Consider the following 18,690-nt stretch of genomic DNA (forward strand, 5'->3'; position numbering starts at 1 on the left):
CGGCTGGTCGAGGTCACTGTCGACGTCGATGGTGAGGCTGGTGAGGCGGTGGAGACGATCACTGCCACCGATGGGCATCCGTTCTGGGTTGCCGACCAGGGCGAGTGGGTTCCGGCCGGGGAGTTGCAGCGTGGTGACTGGTTGCGCACCGGCTCCGGCAGCTGGGTCCAAGTCCAGAGCATCAAGATCCGCACCGAAGCGCAGCGGGTCCACAACCTCACCGTCGACGACCTCCACACCTACCACGTGGTGGAAGGGGCCACACCGGTCCTCGTCCACAATTCGAATTGCAAGCCAGGGACGCTGCCGGGAACTCGGTTCGACGTGCCGGAGGCGCCGGGTATCTACACCATTCACCTGAATGACGGGACGAAGTACGTAGGAAGCCCCACATCAAGCATCAGGGAGCGAGTGAATAAGTCGATGCGGTCCAAGCATGCGGTCCGCAAGGCCGGATATACAGCCGACGACGTGGTGAACGTCACTTACTTCACTCTGCCTGGCGGTACAAGTAAGACGGCGATTCGCCGGATGGAGCAGACGATGATGGAAGAGGTAAAGGCGAGGGGTGGGACTTTCTTGAACCGAAGAGGCCCAGAGAGCGAAGTTCCAATCGGAGGGGATACCTTCCGTGAGTCCCTACTGGAGTTTGTGATGGGAAGCTGGGGGCAGGCCCGTTCGACAGCGACACAGCAGAGGACTTCCTCGATGAGCTGGAAGAACAGCCCGCACCACAGCGTCTGGAAGTCGTTGAGCGTACGTTCCGTGCTGCCATTGAGGTGGGCGGAAGTCCACCCTCGTCTGTGCTGCCTGAGGAAGTAATGGCTGCTGCCGCTGTGGTTGCGGCCAATGTTCCAGCCGGGCGTTCCTTGGCTTGGAAAGAGGGATATCCGAGTATCACGGAATGGCTGTCGAAGCCCTTTACTTCTCCCCTCGCCTCGTCTGCGATTCAGGCGCTGGAACTGGTATTGCCCGCAGACGGCTGGTTCTGGAAGAGCTGGGTCGACGCCGGCGAGAGGGAAGAGGATCAGACCACGATCGACAGTTTGATAGCTGTATTGCGGCCCGTCAGCGAGGGCGAGTCTCGGTAGCCTTCTGGCCGATATCGCCCCGAGCTGCGACTGCATGCGAGGAGCCCCACCGAATGCGAACGGACTGCCCCTTCTCACTGGCCTCTCCGCAGCCAACACCCACGACACCCTCACACTGAAGTCCATGATCACGGTTCCCCACACGAGGCGCGACCTCATAACGGCCGGTACTTCAAGCCCCAGCGCCTCCATGCGGAAAGGAATATGACGTGCCTCCCTGCGGAAGTGGCTATGGGGCCTGAACATTGGCGTCCGGACCGCCCGCAAAGGCATCGAGTCCAGCCAACGGTTAGGGCGGCACCGTTGGGGCATCGAACGCATCATGTCCTAGCCGTCTGGCTATCGTCGTCTCAGCCCTCGCTACGAACGCCACCCTCGCAACTACCTGCCCTTTCTTGCCTTGGTCGCGGCCCTGTGCTGCTACAAACACCTCTTCGTCGCACCGGACAGGCCGGCACATGGCTCGTAACGTGTGATCCACTGGGCGCGCAAACCCACGCCATCTACAACGACTTATTATGAAAGCTTCTGCAGGGTTTCGAATTGGAGGTAGGTTGTGGGTGTTGTAGTACTTGATGGGAGAAAGATTCGAACACTGTGGGATTTTCACTCTCGAATGTCGGAAGTGTTGGATTTCGGCCCATATTATGGAAGCAACTTCGATGCCCTTTGGGACCGACTTTGTCGCGACGTGGAGCGCCCCGTTCATGTTCGCTGGGAGCATGCTTCCCGTAGTCGGTCCGCCCTTGGTGGAGAATCGTTTAGTAAAATAGTTAATATTTTTAATGATCTCGCCCAGGAAGAGGAGCATTTGGATCCATCTGAGCGATTCACCTTTGAGATTCTTGAATGAGACCTGTTAGGTATTCACGATCTTGTGTTGAGGTGGTCTTAAGACCCACCCGCAGCGAGGCTACTGGTTCGCTCCCGCAGTTATCGGGTAATTCCATCTCGTCGATCTCAATACCGTATTCTCGACGCAAACTTTCCACCAAACGCTTCCGCCCATATCGCACTATGCCACGCGCCCACCACAAAGCCCTATTCATTCGAGGGAACGCATCCGGGATCAACATAGGACGGAACCGCGCATCCGCCACTTCAACTCTCGCGCAGAGCTCCGACAGTTCAGGAAACAATTGCAGTTCCTCTGATTCCGTCGCTTGCTCCAGCGAGTCCCGGACTTCCATCAAGTTCTTGCCACATTCCGAAGATGAGGAATTGATGGACGAGGAGATTGAACGATTGACGAGCTTGGCCGTCGAGTACCATGGAATTGGGTGCAGCATCGCAGAGATCGCCGATCTTCTAGTCGACAAGCATCCGAGCTTGAGGTTGGCGCCGTTCCGGCTGGCTCAGGTGCTTCGATCGACCTTCGCCTTTCGGTTCATGACTTGCAATACGTCACCGCATGGGTGCAAGGTGAGATTTCACTGGAAATCCTGGAAGAGCGCCTTCGGGTGAATCGGTAAATCGGCCGTAGCTAATAACATGTTGTGAAATTTCGAGAGGGGCCATGGGATGCCTCCAACCTGGATCGATATGACGAATCGGGTGAATAGTAGTCTTTCTGCCCAGGGGCAACGCTGCCCCGTGGGATGCAGTCCTAAGAGGTTCGTGCTGGTGGATAACAGGGGTGGCGGTGTCTGATTGGTCGGCGCTTCTTGCGGAAATGGAAACGGCTAAGCGTAGGCTGGCGGCTCGTGACCGAGACGGACTCTGGCGTCATGATCCGCGTCGGCCTCCAGCAGTACCGGAGCGGATCGCGGAGATCGCTACAGTGACGCACTGTCCTGTGAACCCTGAGTATGCGGGAGTTGCAGCGTGGTGATTGGCTGCGCACCGGCTCCGGCAGCTGGGTCCAGATCCAACACATCGAGACCCGGACCGCATGCCAGCGGGTCCACAACATGGGGCGCTTTGGTGTCGAGGTGATACGGGGTTCGAGCTTCGGGTTCATGAGCCGTCAGGGTCGGTGAAAATATTTGTACAGGGCAACACCGATTTACTTGGAAGCAATCCTCTCCTCTGGGGGTGCGCTTTCTGTGTGTGGAAACACAAGGTTCTTCTGGATGTCATAGTCGTCAATAGGAAAGGTGACTTGAAGTGTCTGTGGCGGAGTTGGCGCGATGGGCAAATGTCTCGTATCCGCAGGCGCTGGGTGGGGTGAACTGGAATAGTGTCCCTGAAGAGTTTCGTGTTCTGATTCCAAGGGATTATCGAGAAATGATCGATACGTTCGGGGGTGGGAGTTTCGACCAGCATATCTGGATTCACTCACCCCGAGGGCGAGGGGAGCCTTATGATCTTGCATCCTGGGCGATTGAGCGGGAAACGGCGTTGGAGCTCCTCTGGGGTGCTGGGGAAGAGGTTCCTGCTGCGATTGACCGGGAAAGTGACAGGCTGATCGCCTGGGCAAGCACTGGTGACGGTGAGTACATCTACTGGGTAATCTCTAAGGAGGGTTCCTCTCCGTCTGGTCAGCGAATTGCGGTCCAGGATTATGATGGAGACTGGGAATTCTTCGATTTGTCATGCTCGGAGTTCTTGCTCCGATGGGTCAACGGACAACTCGATACCAATCTGATCTCCAGTGCATTCGCGAAGTTCGAGAACTCGTTTATTCGATACTGAGTCCCGGTGGGTGGAGACTGGCTGCTCCCTGGGTCAGGCGGCTGAGATAACCAATGAAATGGTTTCGCGGCGAACCCGAACCCTTCGCGAGCTCAAATTGAGGACTTACGGGTCAGGTTGACAGGAATATGGTGTCTATTACTGGATCGAACGTCGATAGCTGGGTCAATGAGATGGCGCGCCTGGCGTCACGGTTCGTTGCGGGGTTCGAGGATGTGTATGGGTATCCGCCGGGTGAGCACTATGTGTTAAGGTCCACTGATGATAGCGGTCGCGATGCGCTCGCTGCGGTCTTGAGTGGCGCGGGTGTGAGAGATCTGATCGAGTTCTATTCGCATGTTTCGAGGATCTCTTTTCCTGATGTCGGTCCGGGGTTCTTTGTCGATGAGGCCGAGTGCGTGGTCGCGGGGGTGCGTGGTGCTCAACCAACGCGGCTGAGCGGCGTGCCCGGTCGGACTGTCGTCGTGTTCGGCTCTGACGGTGGTGGTGCGTTGTTTGCCGTCGATCGTCAAACCGGAGAGGTTGTCCGACTGGAAGGCGGGTCCCTCATAGGTGATGCCTACGTGGTAGGGGAGTATGGGGTACAGGTGATCGCCCGAGACTTCGAGGGATTCATGCGGTTCCTGTCTGCTGAATTGCAACGACAGGTGCCCTCCGGCAGGCAGCCGTCTTGCTCGCGCCCGAGCTGATGTCGGGTCGGGCTGGGTTCGAGTGGAGCGCGTTGTGTCCGTCACCGAACAGTTCTGCGCCAGGCGCGAAGGTGGTTATTAAGGTGTTCCCGCGATGAAGGATTACATCGTATGTCCCCGCTGCGATCAAGGCTCGGTTGGTCACTATAGGGTTGTGTCGACGCGGGACGAAATTTGGGTATGTGATGAATGTGAGGCGGTATGGTGGTCCGGGCAGGGTGTAGGGGTCTCGCCCTTTGCTGACCTTTCCGTGGTTCTTGACGGTATGGGCTTTCAGGTTTCTTGGGATCAGCTGCGCCCCTTGCCGGCTGTGTATGGGTAGCTTTGGGTCGGCGGAAATCCGGTTTCGCGGTGCACCAACTGAGTAGCTGGGGTTCGAAGAGTACGGTTTGCTCCCACAGGCCGACGCCACATGGTCTTTATGGCGGGCATGGGCATGCTAGAAGGAGTCAGGAAGGGAGCGTTGGCAAGCGCCGAGCTCTACTGCTCGCTGGACGAGGTGAGTGGAAGACGAGCTATGACCCGGCGGTTTGGCGAGGGGATGTGCCGTCCAGTGATCGCGAAGCTCCACAACCTCAGGCTCGACGGCAGCCACACTTACCAGGTGGCGGCCGAGGGTATTTCGGTGCTGATGCACAGCTGTGGTGGCTCGGTCCGGCCCACTTACCCAGGCGCACGTGTAATCCGGAGAACTCCCGCAAGAAGGTCACCACCGAATCGGGATTCAGGCGGGCTGGTCCGTAGCTGACCGTCAGTCGGCCGGGCCGTCAGACGCTTCGGGATCAGGGCTTCAGTTCAGCGGTCGCGATACGCGCGCTGATTGAGGAGCCTGAGCGTAGTCCCTTCGTGCGAGAGTCAGCATTCCCGAGTTTGTTCGGAGAAAGGTCGCGACTAGGTAGACGATGGGGCCGATCTGATGCGGTGTCATATTTCCAAGGGTTGATGTGGGAGCAAGGCATCCTTGCCTCAGCGGTTGTGAGATAGGACCAGGCAGTGTCAACGACATATCTTGTCGCTTTTGATAGTGACACTTGGCGTGTGGAACGAGACGTCCTGGCGCGAGCGCTTGCCAACGACTGGCCGCAAGCCCGGGTGCTACTGGCTTCCCCCGGAGATGCGGGTTCCGCGATCCGTGGATCCGACAACTTCGGGAGCCGTGGGCGGCTGGGTTCGGCAGTGGGATGAGCGGCTCCGGCCAGCACATGACAAGCGGTGAGGTGTAGACATTGAGTACTGTTGTCAAGTTCTTCGTGGCGACGAACGAGAGTGCAGTCGACGCTCTTGCCTTCGGTCCTGATTCGTCATCCCGCGGTCTCTTCTTCGGTAATTTTGACGCCGAGGAAGCTCTTTTGGACTGGGAGTCCCACCTTACAGGAGTTTCATTCGGTTCCCTCCTTGCGGCAGGTTTCCCTGAAGTGGTCGCGGAAGACGGTGAAGGGGCGTCGGTCCTCCTGCTCTCTGAGAGGCTCGTGGATTCCCTAGCCGCCGCTTCGGATTCCGAAGTCAGCGAGTTGGCCCGTTGGTGGGTGGGTGAGAAAGCGGTTGACGGAACCAAGGTCGAGCTGCCTGTCGCTTCGGTTATTCTGAGGAGTCTTGTTGATTTGACTCGCGAGGAACGGGAACCACGTACACGCGTGTATTGTTGGGTGGGCTAACGCTCCTGCTCGGCGTAACTTGACAGGGTTCCGGTGCTGCGACGGCACTCGGACAACGTCAGATGGGAAGAGCGATGCAGTTGCGTGACTTGGATGTCTCTCACGCTGTGGCGACCAGCGCCGGACTGTTTGGCGTCTGGCGTGCGAGCGCATTTGACCACGTCAACGAACTGGAGCAGTGGGAGAGTGAGGTATCGGACGACTCTGCTCTTGAACGGCAGATCGCAGCCGGTGCCTTCGTTCCGATCAACGTCGGAGGCAATGGGGTGTTCCAGGTCACCGTGCGTGGCGTGGAAACCCCCGGAATTCTGAGTGAACGGGAGCGATCCTACCTCCTCACCTCTTCCGATCCCTACCTGCTCGTCTCAGATGGAGTATTGGAACTCGGTGGGCTGGAAGCCGTAGGAAATTACATCGACGCGGATAAGGTGGAAATTCCACTCGATAGCGGTAGGTATGCTGCGGTCGTCCACCTGGTGGATTGGCAAGCAGAGCCTGGGGGTCGTGGACCTGACGGAAATCCGTCCGCAGGTGCTCTCCCGGACTTCGTTGTGGAGATATTCGTCGATATTCATGGTGGGCTGAAGTACCGCACCAAGGTCGGGACCTTCGACCGCCCTCGGTCACGGAACGCGTGACATGGATGTCATCTGAGGTAGTGGGCGGCGCGTGATCTTTCCCGAGCGCGTCGTTCAGTGCGGTTCCGGCTGAAAGAGAGCCATCATCTTGGGGGCAGGACCAGGTGCGACTATCGTGGGGTTTGAACAGGTTCCCCGGAACTAAGGGTTGTCCCGTAAATGGTCGCTGACGTGCTGGGTGCCTGCTGGTTTCTGTGTCATCCGGTGAGGGTGAGGTTGTGGAGGCGGGCGATGCCGAGCATGGCGTGGTGAACGCCGTCGCCTTTGAGTCGGCAGTCGCGCAGGATCTTCCAGCCCTTCATCCGGGCGAAGACGTGCTCGACGCGGGCACGGACTTTGCGGTGAGAGGCATTGTGTTCCTTCTTCCATGCCGGAAGTTCGGCCTGGCCCTTCTCGCGGCGGTGCGGGATGACCAGGCCGGTGCCCCGGTAGCCGCCATCGGCGATGACCGTGGTCTTACCGACGGAGTCTTTCGCGCCGGAGGACTCCCACGCCTTGCAGTCGTTGCGGTTGCCGGCGACGGGTCGGCCGACCGCGATGACGAGTCGGGTGTCGGCGTCGATGACGACCTGGTGGTTGGTGGAGTATCGGTAGTTCTTGGACTGCTCGGCGATGGTGTGGTCTCGGGTGGGGACCAGGGTACCGTCCACGATCAGCACGGTGTCGGTACGGAACCGCTTGCGCTGCTGGAGCGCAAGCGCGGGCCCGAGGTGGTCGATGATGCGGTCGGCGGCCGACTTGGACACCCCGAACAGCGGGGCCAGTTGACGCAAGGTCAGGTTCGTCCGCCAGTAGGTGGCAACCAGCAGCACGCGGTCCTCCAGTGGCAGGCTCCAGGGCCGCCCCTTGCGCACCGGGTCCGCACCCTCACGCCGCAGAGCGGTGATCAGCTTGCCGAACTGGCGCGGGCTCAGCCCGGTGAACGGGGCTATCCAGGAGGGCTCAGACGCTGTGATCACACCAGACACGGCAAGATCATCTCACCCGCCACCAGCAGTTACGGGACAGCCCTTAGGTTGGCAATGAAATACATGGATAGTGAACACCTGGAGCAGTGGATCGAATCCGGACGCGCCTCAGTCGCTCCGGTCGAGGCCTGTTCCGCCTTTCATGACTACCTCCTGAGCATGGCGTGGTTGCCGACACGGCTGGATTGGCGAGGAATCGATCACATGGTGATTGATGTTGCTGGAATGGGTGAACCGGAATTCGTGGCGCAGGCGATGCGATCAAGCTTGGGGTCTCGTTCTCATTTGCTCGCGGTGTTCTCACCTGGCCAGCCGGGAATCATCTGTCAAATGAAGGAAGGGTTGGCGAATCTCGATCACATCTACTGGAAAGCTCCAGGGGTCCGCTATTTTTGCGGAATCGACACCGACTCGACCGGGGTGTACGATTACAGCTATCAGGATTTTGGCGAGTTCGACGGGTCCACAAAGGTGACTCTTCGTCGTCCTCGGGCAGCTGCTTAGAAGTATGCTCTGCGGCGATGCGGACGCCGATCCGGGCTCAACGTGTACGGAATCACAGTAGAGGTGTGGATATCTGTGGTCGAACTTCGCGGAACTCTTCCGCGCGTCATCCCTTGGAAAGTCAGAGGCTGAAAGATATGACGACATCGCCAGAACTTCAGGCGATCTCGAACGCTTCGGATTCTGAGCTGGTACTTATCTGTGCTGCTGCTGCCGAGCGAGGGGTAGCCTTCTGTAGAGTTCTGGGTACGACAGAAAACGTTGCATGGGCGGAGGAGACGCTAAGGCTCGCTTGGATGTCAGCTGCTGGCGAACCCGTTGATGACGAGTGCGCTGATGCATTGGATGACCTTGAGCTGGGCTACAACGACGACGAGGATGACACCTCGCAGCCGGAGTTCTTTGTTGACCAGTCTCTGTCGCTTGTTGGCAATGCCATTTCCGTTTCATTGGAACCTACTGTGGCGAAGGCCGAGCTGTCGGTCAACACTGTGAGGACGCTTCTTGCGATGCTCGACTCCACGCTGGCTGGGGAACAGGTTGTCATTGTGGGATACGGGGAGAAGCCGCCGCCTCCTGGGCTGCTTCAACAAATGGAGATCAGTGCTGAGAGGGAGGTGGTTGACCTCCTTGCCGGCATCGACAGGGAGGGAACCCCGAAAGCGAGCATCGCCTCGATTGTTCCCCGCGTCAAAGCAGCATCCAGGGAATTCAGTACGCGACTAGCGGTCTCCATTGAAGAGGTGGCTGACCTGAGCGGCTGGGAACCGTAGGAGCCCGTTGAGCTGTCAAGCTGGCGGACGGCGAGTATGACAAGGGGCTGAGGAGCCACACCACGCGTGTCATCGATAGGCTGTCCTCGCCTGGCGAGCACGCGCTCGTCACCGTGCGCTGCTGAGGGTTGGCGAAGGGGAGCCGGGAGTTGCGGTGAGATTTCCGCTGCCTCATAGTGGTGAGGCTTCGTTCGAGGTTCCGCTGGACTATGCGCTGCGCAGGATGATTCCACGCTGGCCAGAAATCCTGTGGGGCTACCACAACGGTGTTCTCCATGATGGTGAAGTGGTCACCCTCGCGGTGAGGTTGTACGACTTGGTCGGGCCTGAGAACGATATCCAGGAAAGGATTGCTCTCCTGTTTCCTGGTGAGAGATCGGCAGAGCTGCCTCTGCTGATGGAGGCTTTATTGCGGCGTGTTGACGTCTCGGTTGCGGAGTTTCGCGCCTGGCTCTTCGTCGCGCTGTCGTGGACCTACGAGCATCACAACGAGTTGTCGAACCCCTTCGAGGTTGTTGAAGTTCTTTATTTCGAGTTCGGGTACCCGGGGGAGATTGCGGGGTTCGTCCGCTACATGCCGCCTCCGTCGGGTGGCGAGTACGAGTATGCGGCGGTGCATGAAAGATGGAGAGCGTATCTGGTCGGGAACGGCCGACGCTATGGAGAGCGTGTTTGGACGATCTTCGAGATCGCGGTGTGGTCGATCTTGAGACGTCGGGGGCGTCTGTTGTTAAACGATCGTGATCGTGTAGTCCTTTCTTCTCGATACAGGAATCATAAGATGTCGACCGGCGATGTTCGGGACGCTTTCAGGGGCCAGGGACGATGAATTCCGTGGAGACAAGTTCTGGCCCTCGGTAAGTTGGCCATGGAAGGTGATGGAATTGGCGCCGGGCGTACCGTCTGACGGCACCACCTTCGTCGTCCCCTTGGGGAGGTACTCGGCGGTACTTCTGGGAAGCCGGGGCGAAGTTCTTATCGGGAGCAGTGGAAGGGCGCCCTGCAGGGTCGGCCCAAAAGGTCTCGTGTACCTTCTCCCATTGCTTGAACGCGAGTATGGGGTGCTGGTTGACGAGCTGTCGCGAAGGGAGGATGAGCTAGGCGTTCCACCCGGGTCCTTGGCTGTCGGTCTCGCGCTCGATGCGCTTCCCTTCGTTGCACTGGCCATGCGCTCAGATTACTGGGTTGGTTTGGCTCTCAACTGGATTAGTGACATGAGGATCGGGAGATACCGCGAACTTCTGTCTGAGGTCGCGAGCGTGGATTGGGTTTCTCAACGTAACCGCCATCATGCGAGGAGATTGTTGCGCGACGTTGTGTGACGTGCCACATGACGGCAGTCGAGGTGGACAGTAGTCGTCGTGTACGAGTTCAGAAATTGTAAAGGTGAAAGTCATGGCGGACTACCGTTGCTACCCGCTTTGAGTGTGCAGGGTTGGCGGCTGCTACGGGGATGAGAACCCAAACGATTCATCGGTTTCCGAGGTCTCAAGAGAGTTGCGCCAATGATCGGATCGGTGTGAGCAACGGACGATTCTGTCAGTTCCGTGTTCGAGCCGGTTGAGGATGAGCGAACGTTCGCCTCCCGGGGACCTCGGTCGGCGGTTCGGTTGGCCGGCACGTTGGGTCCAGCTGTGACGGTGACATACTTCGATGAACTTAAGGGGAGTGCTTGTCCAGCGAGATGAGATACGTCAAGGTTGCATGGGAGCACGAGTCCCCGGACGAGCCGGTGCTTTTTCTCAGTGAACTCGACGCCGATGGATACGAGACCCGGAAGGTGCAGTTCTACCGTGATGGACGAGCCGAATGGGCGGACGAAACTCGTGAGAACGAAGCTGTCGGTCTCGCGGAGATTCCCCTCCCTCGGTCCCTGAACGAGATCCTCGGTCAGCCGGAGTTCGATGCTCAGGTGATCGATCCGGCGGAGTTCGAGTGTGCCTGGCAGCAGGCTCGCACGAACCACTGACATGCCCTTACCGCCCCATGGTGCGACTGATTCGAAGGACGTGTCGTCTCGGCTGATCGTCTTGGCGCACGACCGTGGTTGACGGCCCACGACCGCTGAAAAGCGTGTCGAGGCTTGATCGACGTTGCCGGGTGTCGTGGCACCGAGGTCAACGGTGAGAGCACGCGACGGGCGAGACAGGGTGGACGGACGCCTCGCCCGGCGGCGGTGCAGTGTGTCCTGGGTTGGACGCGCGAACGGCCGTTGCGGTGCCGGCCCGTGACACCGCAACGGCCGCGGGCCGGAGAACGAGTACCACTTCGGCCTACCCCGCGGTGGGTACGAGCAGGCCGTCGATCTGCGACATGGCCTCGCGCATGCCTTCCTCCATGCCCATCGAGAGCAACTGCTCCAGCTGCTCGACGCTGGCGAAGTGCGACACCGTGGTCATGCGGGTGCCGGACCCGGCGGGCTCCAGGGTCACCACGCAGTGGAAGGAAGGCATGTCGGAGCTGGGTTCGCCGTTGTCGTCGGCGAAGCCGTCGTCGAACTCCAGGCGGTGGGGCGCGTCGATGGCGGTGATCTGCCACCAGCCGTGTGACTTGTCGCCGTCAGGTCCCGTCATGTGGTAGAGCGAACGGCCGCCGACGGTGAAGTCGTGCTGCTCGAACGTCGCGGGCCAGGTCGGCGGGCCCCACCAGCGTTCGAGCTGGCGCGGGTCCTCCCAGACCCGCCAGACGCGCTCGACGCGGGCCGCGAACTCGGCGACGAGCGTGAGGGTCAAGGTTTGCGAGTCCTTGTAGACGCTGGTGACCGGCATTGTCAGCTCCTGTCTTCTTCGGATACGAGGGCGTCGATGGCCTGGACGCGGTGCCGCCACAGGGTCTCGTACGCGTCGAGCAGGCGAGCGGCCTTGCGGAGCGTGTCGGGATTGCCGTGAACGAGCTGTTCCCTGCCCCGGCGCCGCTTAACCACGAGCGCCGAGCGTTCGAGCACGGCCACGTGTTTCTGCACCGCGGCGAAGCTCATGTCGTACCGGCGGGCGAGCGAGGAGATCGACTGTTCCCGCTGCAGCACCGTCACGACGATGTCGCGCCGGGTCGCGTCGGCGAGCCCGTGGAAGAGGCGGTCCGCCTCGGCGTCACTGAGTCCATCTACAACCATATGGTTGTACGTTAGGGGTCAGTGGAAGTGAACGCAAGACCGGCCGTATCCGAGTGGCCGGACGGCCGTCGGGGTAGGGAAGGAGAGAACGCCACGGTGACACTGCCGTGGCGCTGATCCGACGGGAGGTCGGAGCCGTGAGCGCACACGCGGTGGACGAGGTCTGGGACGACTGGAACGACGCCGTCAACATGACGGCCAGGGAACTGGAGGACTGGCTGGACACGCCCGAGTCGCGCGGCGTCGGCGACAAGAGCTCCGGCGGGGAATCCACGGGACACGAGTCCGGGCGGCGCATCGTGGCGCTGCTTCGGGCGAAGAAGAGCGAACTCGGCGAGGACGACGCCGCGCACATGCGCAAGGTGGTTTCCTACGTGCACCGGCACCTCGCTCAGCGTCCGGACGGTGACGTGTCGGACACGCCGTGGCGTTACTCGCTGATGAACTGGGGTCACGACCCGCTGAAGGACTGACCCGCCCACCCTCGTGTCGGTGTTCGTCCCCCGACTTCGGGGTACTGCGACTCGCGCACGCGATCGATCGAGACCGTGACCGGAGGCGGGGCAGTGCATCCCCGGCATCCCCGGCATCCCCGGCATCCCCGACACCCTGCCCTCCCGGCCTCACCGAGAGCGGAGCCGTCGGCGACGAAGCCTGACTCGGGCGGGCCGGATCACACCCGAGCCGCCGTCGTTCGAGGGGACACGCTCGGTGGCTGACTATTCTCGGCGGCGTGTCCCGCCTCGACCGCACACCGTCGTTCACGTTCCGGCAACTGTCCGCGTTCGTCGCCGTGGCCGAAACCGGCACGATCAGTGCGGCGGCGTCGCTGTTGATGGTGTCACCCTCGGCCGTGTCGCTGACGATCAGTGACCTGGAGAAGGTTCTGCGCACGCAGTTGTGCGTGCGACGACGGGCACACGGCGTCCAGCTCACGCCGACGGGCCAGGCCATGCTCGCTCGTGCCCGGGTGCTCTTGCAACAGGCGTCGGAGATGGAAGCCGGGTCGACCGACAGCGGTGGCGAGCCGGCGGGCCCGTTGTCGATCGGGTGCTATCCGACCGTCGGACCCACCGTCCTGCCGCCGCTGCTGGCGAGGTTCACCGAGCTGCATCCTGCCGTCACGATCCGCTTCCACGAGGCGACGGCCGACGAACTGGCGACCAAACTGGACAGTGGCGAGCTGGACGCGGTGATCGTCTACGACCTCGACGTCCCGCCGACCTGGCAGAGCGCGACCCTGCTCACCCGGCACCCCACGCTGGTGGTGGCCAACGATCACCCGCTGGCCGGGGAGGCCGGTCCGGTGGCGCTGGCGGAGGTCGCCGACGAACCCATGGTGCTGTTGGACACCGCACCCAGCGCGGAGCACGCCATGCGCGTGTGCGCGGCCGCCGGGTTCACCCCGACCGTCGCCTACCGGACCGCGAACTACGAGACCGTCCGCGCGTTCGTGGGCTGGGGCCTCGGCTGGACGATCATGTTGCAACAGCCGCAGCTGAACACCACCTACGGCGGGCTCGGTGTGGTGGCGCGCCCGATCGGCGACCCCCGTCTGGAGCCGGTGCGGCTCCTCATCGCCTGGAAGCAGGATGTGCTGCTCAGCCGGGTCACACGCGAGTTCATCCGGTTCGCCGTCGACCGCTACGCCGCCGCCGAAGGGCGCTGACCAGCGCTCTTGAGTTTTCCTCACGTCCCTCCTGAGGTCTTTGTGCTTTTCTGCTGATCGGCTCGGGGTGATGCTCTGATCAGCCACCGATGAGGTGAGCCGGCCCGCCCGGGGATGTGCTGCCGCCTGTCCTGTGCGCCTCCGGGGTGTGTCGCCGACCACCACCGAGAGTGAGGACTTCGAGCATGACCGACGCCGCGCCTTCGCCGCCCGTCTTCTTCGACCCCGACTACGACGAGTTCGCCCGATGGGTCCGCGATTTCGCCGCGCCGTTCTCCGACGGCTACCTCGGCCGCGCCCACAGTGAGGACTTCCCGTGGGACCTCGCGCGGAAGATGGCCGCCCAGGGGCTGCTCGGGCTCGGCGTGTCCGAGAAGTTCGGCGGCCAGGGCCGGATCGGGGAGGAGCTGACCAAGGTTCACCTCGGCATCGCCCACGAGGAGCTGGCCTACGCCGACTTCTACCTCTCCCAGCTCGCCTACACCGACAACCTCACCGGCCCGCTGCTCGAACGGTTCCTCCCCCCGGACGTCGCCGCCGACTGGGTGCCCGGCATCGTCGAGGGGCGGCACATCGTCGCGCTCGGGTTGACCGAGCCCGGCAGCGGCTCCGACGCGATGGCCATGCGGATGCGCGCCGAGCGCGTCGACGGCGGCTGGAAGCTCAACGGGGAGAAGACGTCCATCACGTTCGCGCCCCACGCCAAAGGCATGGTCACCTTCGCCAAGGTGCACGGCGAGACGAAGGGGACCAGCGGAGTCACCGCCTTCCTGGTGCCCCTGGACTCCCCGGGCGTGAGCATGCAGAGGTTCCACGATCCCGGCTGGAAACCACTCGGCCGCGCCGGGGTGTTCCTCGACGACGTGGTGGTGCCCGACCACCTCGTGATCGGCGGGATCGGTGACGGCTTCCGCCTGGTGATGGCCGAGTTCGACTACACCCGGTCCGTCATCGGGCTGATGTCCACGGGCGTGGCCCGCAAGGCACTCGACATGACCATCGAGCACGTCAAGACCCGGCACGCCTTCGGTCGCCCCGTGGCCGCCAACCAGGGTGTGTCGTTCCCGATCGCCGAGCACGCCACCCGGCTGGAGGCGGCCCGCTGGCTCACCTACCGCGCCCTGTCGCTGGCGGACGCGGGCAAGCCGTTCACCAAGGAAGCGGCGATGACCAAACTGATGGCCACCGACGTGTCGTTGCGGACCATCCGCGACTGCATCGTGCTGCACGGCCATCTCGGCTACTCCGAGGAACTGCCGCTGCAGGCCATGCTGCGCGACGTCTCCGGCCTGGAGATCGGTGAGGGCACACCGCAGATCCAGAAGGTCGTCATCAGCCGCGCGCTGCTGGGCCGGGAGGCGACCCGGTGAGCGGCGCACTGCGGGGCGTGCGGGTGATCGACCTGACCCAGGCACTCGCCGGACCCTTCTGCACGTCCGTGCTGGCCGACCACGGCGCCGACGTGGTCAAGGTCGAGGCTCCGCGCGGGGACTTCATGCGCAACAACGGCCCGTTCGCCGACGACGACACCCACCGCCCCTATGGAGGCACCTTCGCGTCGGCGAACCGCAACAAGCGCAGCATCGTGCTGGACCTGAAGAAGCCTGAAGCGCGCGACGTGCTGCTCCGCCTCGTCGAGGGCGCCGACGTGCTGGTGGAGAACTTCAGCGCGGGAGTGATGCAGCGGCTCGGGCTCGACTACGAGACGCTGTCCGCCCGCAACCCGCGCCTCGTCTACACGTCGATCCGGGGGTTCGGCGACGAGGTCGGCGGCGAGAGTCCCTACCGCGACTGGCCCGCCTTCGACATCGTCGCGCAGGCGATGGGCGGCCTGATGAGCATCACGGGACCCGACGCCGACACACCCGTGCGCGTCGGTTCCGGTCTCGGTGACACCGTGCCCGGACTGTTCGCCGCGTTCGGCACGCTCGCCGCTCTGCGGGAGGCCGAACACACCGGCAAGGGGCAGTACGTCGACGTCGCGATGGTCGACAGCGTGCTCGCGGTGTCCGAAGTGGTCGTCAACAACTACGCCGCCACAGGGCAGGTACCGCGTCCGATCGGCAACCAGCTCGCGGGTTTCGCGCCGTTCGACACGGTGCGTGCCAAGGACGGCCAGGTGACCCTCGGCGCCCCGCATCGTCCCCAGTGGACGAAGCTGTGCACGATCATGGGTCGGCCCGAGCTCATCGACGACCCGAGGTTCGACACCGACCACAACCGCTGGGTCCACCGCGACGAGGTCTACGAGATCCTCAACGCCTGGACTGAGCAGCACACGGTCGCCGAACTCATGGAGCTGCTGGGCGGCCAGGTGCCGCTCGCGCCCATCCTCGACGCCGAGGCCATCTTCGAGGACCCGCACTTCGCCGCGCGGGACATGCTGCCCGAGGTCGAGCACCCGGGGACCGGCCGCAAGACCGTGGTCGTGGGCATCCCGGCCAAGCTCTCCGCCACTCCCGGCGCGGTCTCGCGCCGGGCACCGCTCCTCGGTGAGCACACCGAAGAGGTGCTGCGCGAGGCGGGTCTCGACGACGCCGCCATCGACTCCCTGCGCGCCGCGGGCGCCACCGTCCGTCAGGAGAAGAACTCATGAAGATCGTCAAGGTCGAAGCCGTCCCGGTGTCCACGCCGCTGACCCGGCCGTTCCTGATGCCCGGCACGAGGATCACCCACATCCACAGCGTGCTGCTGAAGCTCCACACCGACGACGGGCTCGTCGGCTACGCGGACTCCGGCGACACCTCCACCTGGTACCGAGGTGAGATCCAGGAATCGATCATGGGGATGATCTGCGAGCACATCGCGCCCCGGTTCCTCATCGGCGCCGATCCCCGCGACATCGAGAAGATCGTCGGGCAGATGGACACGTTCGTCCGCGACAACAACCAGGCCAAGGCCACGGTCGACTTCGCGCTGCACGACCTGAAGGGCAAGGCGTTCGGCGTGCCCGTGTACCAGCTGCTGGGCGGCAGGAACACCGAGGCGTCCGTGCAGGGCTGGGTCGTCTCCGCCGGACCGGTCGACCAGGTGGTCGGCGAAGCCGTCACCGCCGTCGAGCAGGGCTTCGCTCTGATCAAGCTCAAGTCCGACGGCAACACCGACCACGACGTCGACAACGTCCGCGAGGTGCGGGCGGCGCTCGGCGACGACGCCCGCATCGTGGTGGACGCCAACGGGTTCTGGACCTACGAGCAGGCGTTGCGCACGATGCGCAGGCTCGACGCCTACGGCATGTACTGCATCGAGCAGCCGGTGCCCCACTGGGACATCGAGGGCATGGCCCGCCTGCGCGCCCGGATCGACACCCCCGTCTTCGCCGACGAGTCGGCGCAGGAACTGCACGACATCAAGGAGATCATCGATCGTCGCGCCGCCGACGGCCTGTTCATCAAGATGCAGAAGGCCGGCGGTCTGCTGAAGGCGCAGCGGTGGCTGACCATGGCCAGGCTGGCCGATCTGCCCGTGATGAGCGGCTGCATGATCGGCTCCGGCCTGGAGGCCAGCCCGTCCGCCCACCTCATGATCGCGAACAACTGGGCGTCGCAGTTCGTCCACGAGAACCTCGGCCCACTCATCATCCACGGCCAGTGGGAGAACGAGAAACAGCCGATCGAGAACGACATCGCGAAGAACCCGCCGATCTTCTCCGACGGCAAGCTCTATCCCAACGAGGGCCCCGGATTCGGCATCGAACTGAACGAGGAGTTCATCGCCGCCAACATCACCCCCGGCAAGCAACCCCGCACGGTGCGGTGATGGGCAGCCACGCAGCCGGACCGCTCACCGGCCTCAGGGTGGTGGAACTCGCAGGGCTCGGCCCCGCGCCGTTCGCGGCCATGTTCCTCGCCGACCTCGGCGCGGACGTCGTGCGTGTCCAGCGCCCGAACGCCGGGTTCACCATGCCGATCGACCCGCGACGGGACACCCTGCAGCGTGGCAAACGGACGCTCGACGTCGACCTCAAGCATCCGGACGGCGCCGAGGTGGTGCTGGCACTGGCCGAACACGCCGACGTGCTCGTCGAGGGTTACCGGCCCGGGGTGGCCGAACGGCTCGGTCTCGGCCCCGCCGACTGCTGGGCCCGGAACCCGGCCCTGGTCTACGGCCGCATGACCGGCTGGGGCCAGGACGGGCCGTGGGCGCAGCGTGCCGGGCACGACCCCACCTACCAGGCCATCACCGGATCCCTGCACGCGATCGGCCGCGCGGGTGGCCCACCGCAACTGCCGTTGAGCCTCGTCGGCGACTTCGGCGGCGGCGCCCTGTACCTGGTGTCGGGCATCCTCGCGGCGTTGTGGGAGGCGCAGCGCTCCGGTCGCGGCCAGGTGGTCGACGCCGCGATCGTCGACGGCGTCGCGCACCTCATGGCCAACCCGTACTCGCTGCTGGCGGGTGGGGCGTGGAACGACGAGCGCGGCACCAACCTCATCGACAGCGGCGCCCCGTTCGTCGACGTGTACGAGACCGCGGACGGCAAGCACGTCGCCGTCGCCGCGCTGGAGCCGCCGTTCTACGCGCAACTGCTCGACGGTCTCGGCCTCACGGGCGCCGACCTGCCCGGGCAGTGGGACCGCGCGGGCTGGCCGCGGTTGCGGAAACGGTTCGCGGCCGTGTTCGCCACGCGTACCCGCGACGAGTGGGCCGCACGATTCGAGGGCACCGACGCCTGCGTGGCGCCGGTGCTGTCGATGACCGAGGCCCCGCACGCCGAACACCTGGTGGCCCGCGGCACCTTCCTCGACCGCGACGGGCACCCGGAACCAGCACCCGCGCCCCGGTTCAGCCGCACGCCCACCGGGGTTCCGGACCCACCCCCCGGGCCCGGCGACACCGACCCACGGACGGTGCTGGAGGACTGGAACGTCCCGGGCGCGAGCGTCCTGCTCGATGGAGGCGCGATCACGCGAACCGAACGCTGACCCGAGCGCTCCCGCAACCTCATTGACAAAGGAGT

At 63.1% G+C, this 18,690-nt stretch carries 20 protein-coding genes; 17 read left to right on the top strand and 3 right to left on the bottom strand.

The genetic code is table 11. The features are described from left to right. Nucleotides 1-3: 3 nt before the first annotated feature. From SACCYDRAFT_RS26605 to SACCYDRAFT_RS26300, 7 genes are all read left to right on the top strand, one after another. The gene (locus tag SACCYDRAFT_RS26605) at nt 4-822 is read left to right on the top strand and encodes a polymorphic toxin-type HINT domain-containing protein (RefSeq protein ID WP_269744655.1); all 819 of its coding nucleotides are present in this window, start codon (nt 4-6) and stop codon (nt 820-822) included. Beyond that, on the top strand, nt 714-1,091 hold the full coding sequence (locus SACCYDRAFT_RS27305; RefSeq protein WP_408640303.1) for a DUF4259 domain-containing protein: 378 nt from the start codon (nt 714-716) through the stop codon (nt 1,089-1,091). The genes SACCYDRAFT_RS26605 and SACCYDRAFT_RS27305 overlap by 109 nt, the downstream gene beginning before the upstream one ends. A gap of 556 nt (nt 1,092-1,647) precedes the next feature. Beyond that, nucleotides 1,648-1,944: a barstar family protein gene (locus SACCYDRAFT_RS25410; protein WP_005456191.1), complete on the top strand. Its 297-nt coding sequence runs from the start codon at nt 1,648-1,650 to the stop codon at nt 1,942-1,944. Nucleotides 1,945-3,197: 1,253 nt separating this feature from the next. After that, nucleotides 3,198-3,725, top strand: a complete 528-nt coding sequence (locus tag SACCYDRAFT_RS25415; RefSeq protein WP_005456196.1) for an SMI1/KNR4 family protein — start codon at nt 3,198-3,200, stop codon at nt 3,723-3,725. 131 nt (nt 3,726-3,856) lie between these two features. Continuing rightward, nucleotides 3,857-4,414: a hypothetical protein gene (locus SACCYDRAFT_RS26290; RefSeq protein WP_232283814.1), complete on the top strand. Its 558-nt coding sequence runs from the start codon at nt 3,857-3,859 to the stop codon at nt 4,412-4,414. Between the two features lie 1,226 nt (nt 4,415-5,640). Further along, a complete protein-coding gene (locus SACCYDRAFT_RS26295; protein ID WP_157606488.1) occupies nt 5,641-6,069 on the top strand; it encodes a hypothetical protein in 429 nt (142 codons plus the stop codon). A gap of 74 nt (nt 6,070-6,143) precedes the next feature. Beyond that, on the top strand, nt 6,144-6,707 hold the full coding sequence (locus SACCYDRAFT_RS26300) for a hypothetical protein (protein WP_005456202.1): 564 nt from the start codon (nt 6,144-6,146) through the stop codon (nt 6,705-6,707). Between the two features lie 197 nt (nt 6,708-6,904). Here the strand turns inward: SACCYDRAFT_RS26300 and SACCYDRAFT_RS11080 are convergent, their stop codons facing one another. Beyond that, complete coding sequence (locus SACCYDRAFT_RS11080; protein WP_005456203.1) at nt 6,905-7,675, bottom strand: IS5/IS1182 family transposase; 771 nt, start codon at nt 7,673-7,675, stop codon at nt 6,905-6,907. A gap of 48 nt (nt 7,676-7,723) precedes the next feature. On the opposite strand from SACCYDRAFT_RS11080, the gene SACCYDRAFT_RS26305 reads away from it, so the two are divergent. From SACCYDRAFT_RS26305 to SACCYDRAFT_RS11095, 4 genes are all read left to right on the top strand, one after another. Then, a complete protein-coding gene (locus tag SACCYDRAFT_RS26305; RefSeq protein ID WP_157606489.1) occupies nt 7,724-8,179 on the top strand; it encodes a hypothetical protein in 456 nt (151 codons plus the stop codon). A 137-nt stretch (nt 8,180-8,316) separates the two neighbouring features. Next, on the top strand, nt 8,317-8,952 hold the full coding sequence (locus tag SACCYDRAFT_RS11085) for a hypothetical protein (RefSeq protein WP_157606490.1): 636 nt from the start codon (nt 8,317-8,319) through the stop codon (nt 8,950-8,952). A 154-nt stretch (nt 8,953-9,106) separates the two neighbouring features. Beyond that, the gene (locus SACCYDRAFT_RS11090) at nt 9,107-9,781 is read left to right on the top strand and encodes a DUF2247 family protein (protein ID WP_005456211.1); all 675 of its coding nucleotides are present in this window, start codon (nt 9,107-9,109) and stop codon (nt 9,779-9,781) included. An 843-nt stretch (nt 9,782-10,624) separates the two neighbouring features. Beyond that, nucleotides 10,625-10,921: a DUF6881 domain-containing protein gene (locus SACCYDRAFT_RS11095; protein ID WP_232283815.1), complete on the top strand. Its 297-nt coding sequence runs from the start codon at nt 10,625-10,627 to the stop codon at nt 10,919-10,921. Nucleotides 10,922-11,225: 304 nt separating this feature from the next. Here the strand turns inward: SACCYDRAFT_RS11095 and SACCYDRAFT_RS11100 are convergent, their stop codons facing one another. Then, nucleotides 11,226-11,720, bottom strand: a complete 495-nt coding sequence (locus SACCYDRAFT_RS11100; protein ID WP_005456214.1) for an SRPBCC family protein — start codon at nt 11,718-11,720, stop codon at nt 11,226-11,228. A gap of 2 nt (nt 11,721-11,722) precedes the next feature. Beyond that, the gene (locus SACCYDRAFT_RS11105; protein WP_005456216.1) at nt 11,723-12,064 is read right to left on the bottom strand and encodes an ArsR/SmtB family transcription factor; all 342 of its coding nucleotides are present in this window, start codon (nt 12,062-12,064) and stop codon (nt 11,723-11,725) included. A 137-nt stretch (nt 12,065-12,201) separates the two neighbouring features. On the opposite strand from SACCYDRAFT_RS11105, the gene SACCYDRAFT_RS11110 reads away from it, so the two are divergent. The 6 genes from SACCYDRAFT_RS11110 (at nt 12,202) to SACCYDRAFT_RS11135 (ending at nt 18,655) form a co-directional block, all read left to right on the top strand. Further along, the gene (locus SACCYDRAFT_RS11110) at nt 12,202-12,537 is read left to right on the top strand and encodes a DUF3140 domain-containing protein (protein ID WP_005456218.1); all 336 of its coding nucleotides are present in this window, start codon (nt 12,202-12,204) and stop codon (nt 12,535-12,537) included. A gap of 260 nt (nt 12,538-12,797) precedes the next feature. Beyond that, nucleotides 12,798-13,733 (top strand): LysR substrate-binding domain-containing protein, encoded by a 936-nt coding sequence (locus SACCYDRAFT_RS11115; protein WP_005456220.1) that lies wholly within the window; start codon nt 12,798-12,800, stop codon nt 13,731-13,733. A gap of 185 nt (nt 13,734-13,918) precedes the next feature. Further along, nucleotides 13,919-15,103, top strand: coding sequence for an acyl-CoA dehydrogenase family protein (locus SACCYDRAFT_RS11120; RefSeq protein WP_005456222.1), 1,185 nt, complete (start codon nt 13,919-13,921; stop codon nt 15,101-15,103). After that, the gene (locus SACCYDRAFT_RS11125; protein WP_005456223.1) at nt 15,100-16,329 is read left to right on the top strand and encodes a CaiB/BaiF CoA transferase family protein; all 1,230 of its coding nucleotides are present in this window, start codon (nt 15,100-15,102) and stop codon (nt 16,327-16,329) included. Before SACCYDRAFT_RS11120 ends, SACCYDRAFT_RS11125 begins: the two co-directional genes overlap by 4 nt. Further along, nucleotides 16,326-17,492 carry a mandelate racemase/muconate lactonizing enzyme family protein gene (locus SACCYDRAFT_RS11130; RefSeq protein ID WP_005456225.1) on the top strand — a complete coding sequence of 389 codons (1,167 nt, stop codon included), beginning with the start codon at nt 16,326-16,328 and terminating at the stop codon, nt 17,490-17,492. Before SACCYDRAFT_RS11125 ends, SACCYDRAFT_RS11130 begins: the two co-directional genes overlap by 4 nt. Further along, nucleotides 17,492-18,655, top strand: coding sequence for a CaiB/BaiF CoA transferase family protein (locus SACCYDRAFT_RS11135; protein ID WP_005456226.1), 1,164 nt, complete (start codon nt 17,492-17,494; stop codon nt 18,653-18,655). The genes SACCYDRAFT_RS11130 and SACCYDRAFT_RS11135 overlap by 1 nt, the downstream gene beginning before the upstream one ends. Nucleotides 18,656-18,690 lie beyond the last annotated feature (35 nt).

It is taken from the genome of Saccharomonospora cyanea NA-134, from assembly GCF_000244975.1.
Taxonomy (GTDB): Bacteria; Actinomycetota; Actinomycetes; order Mycobacteriales; family Pseudonocardiaceae; genus Saccharomonospora; species Saccharomonospora cyanea.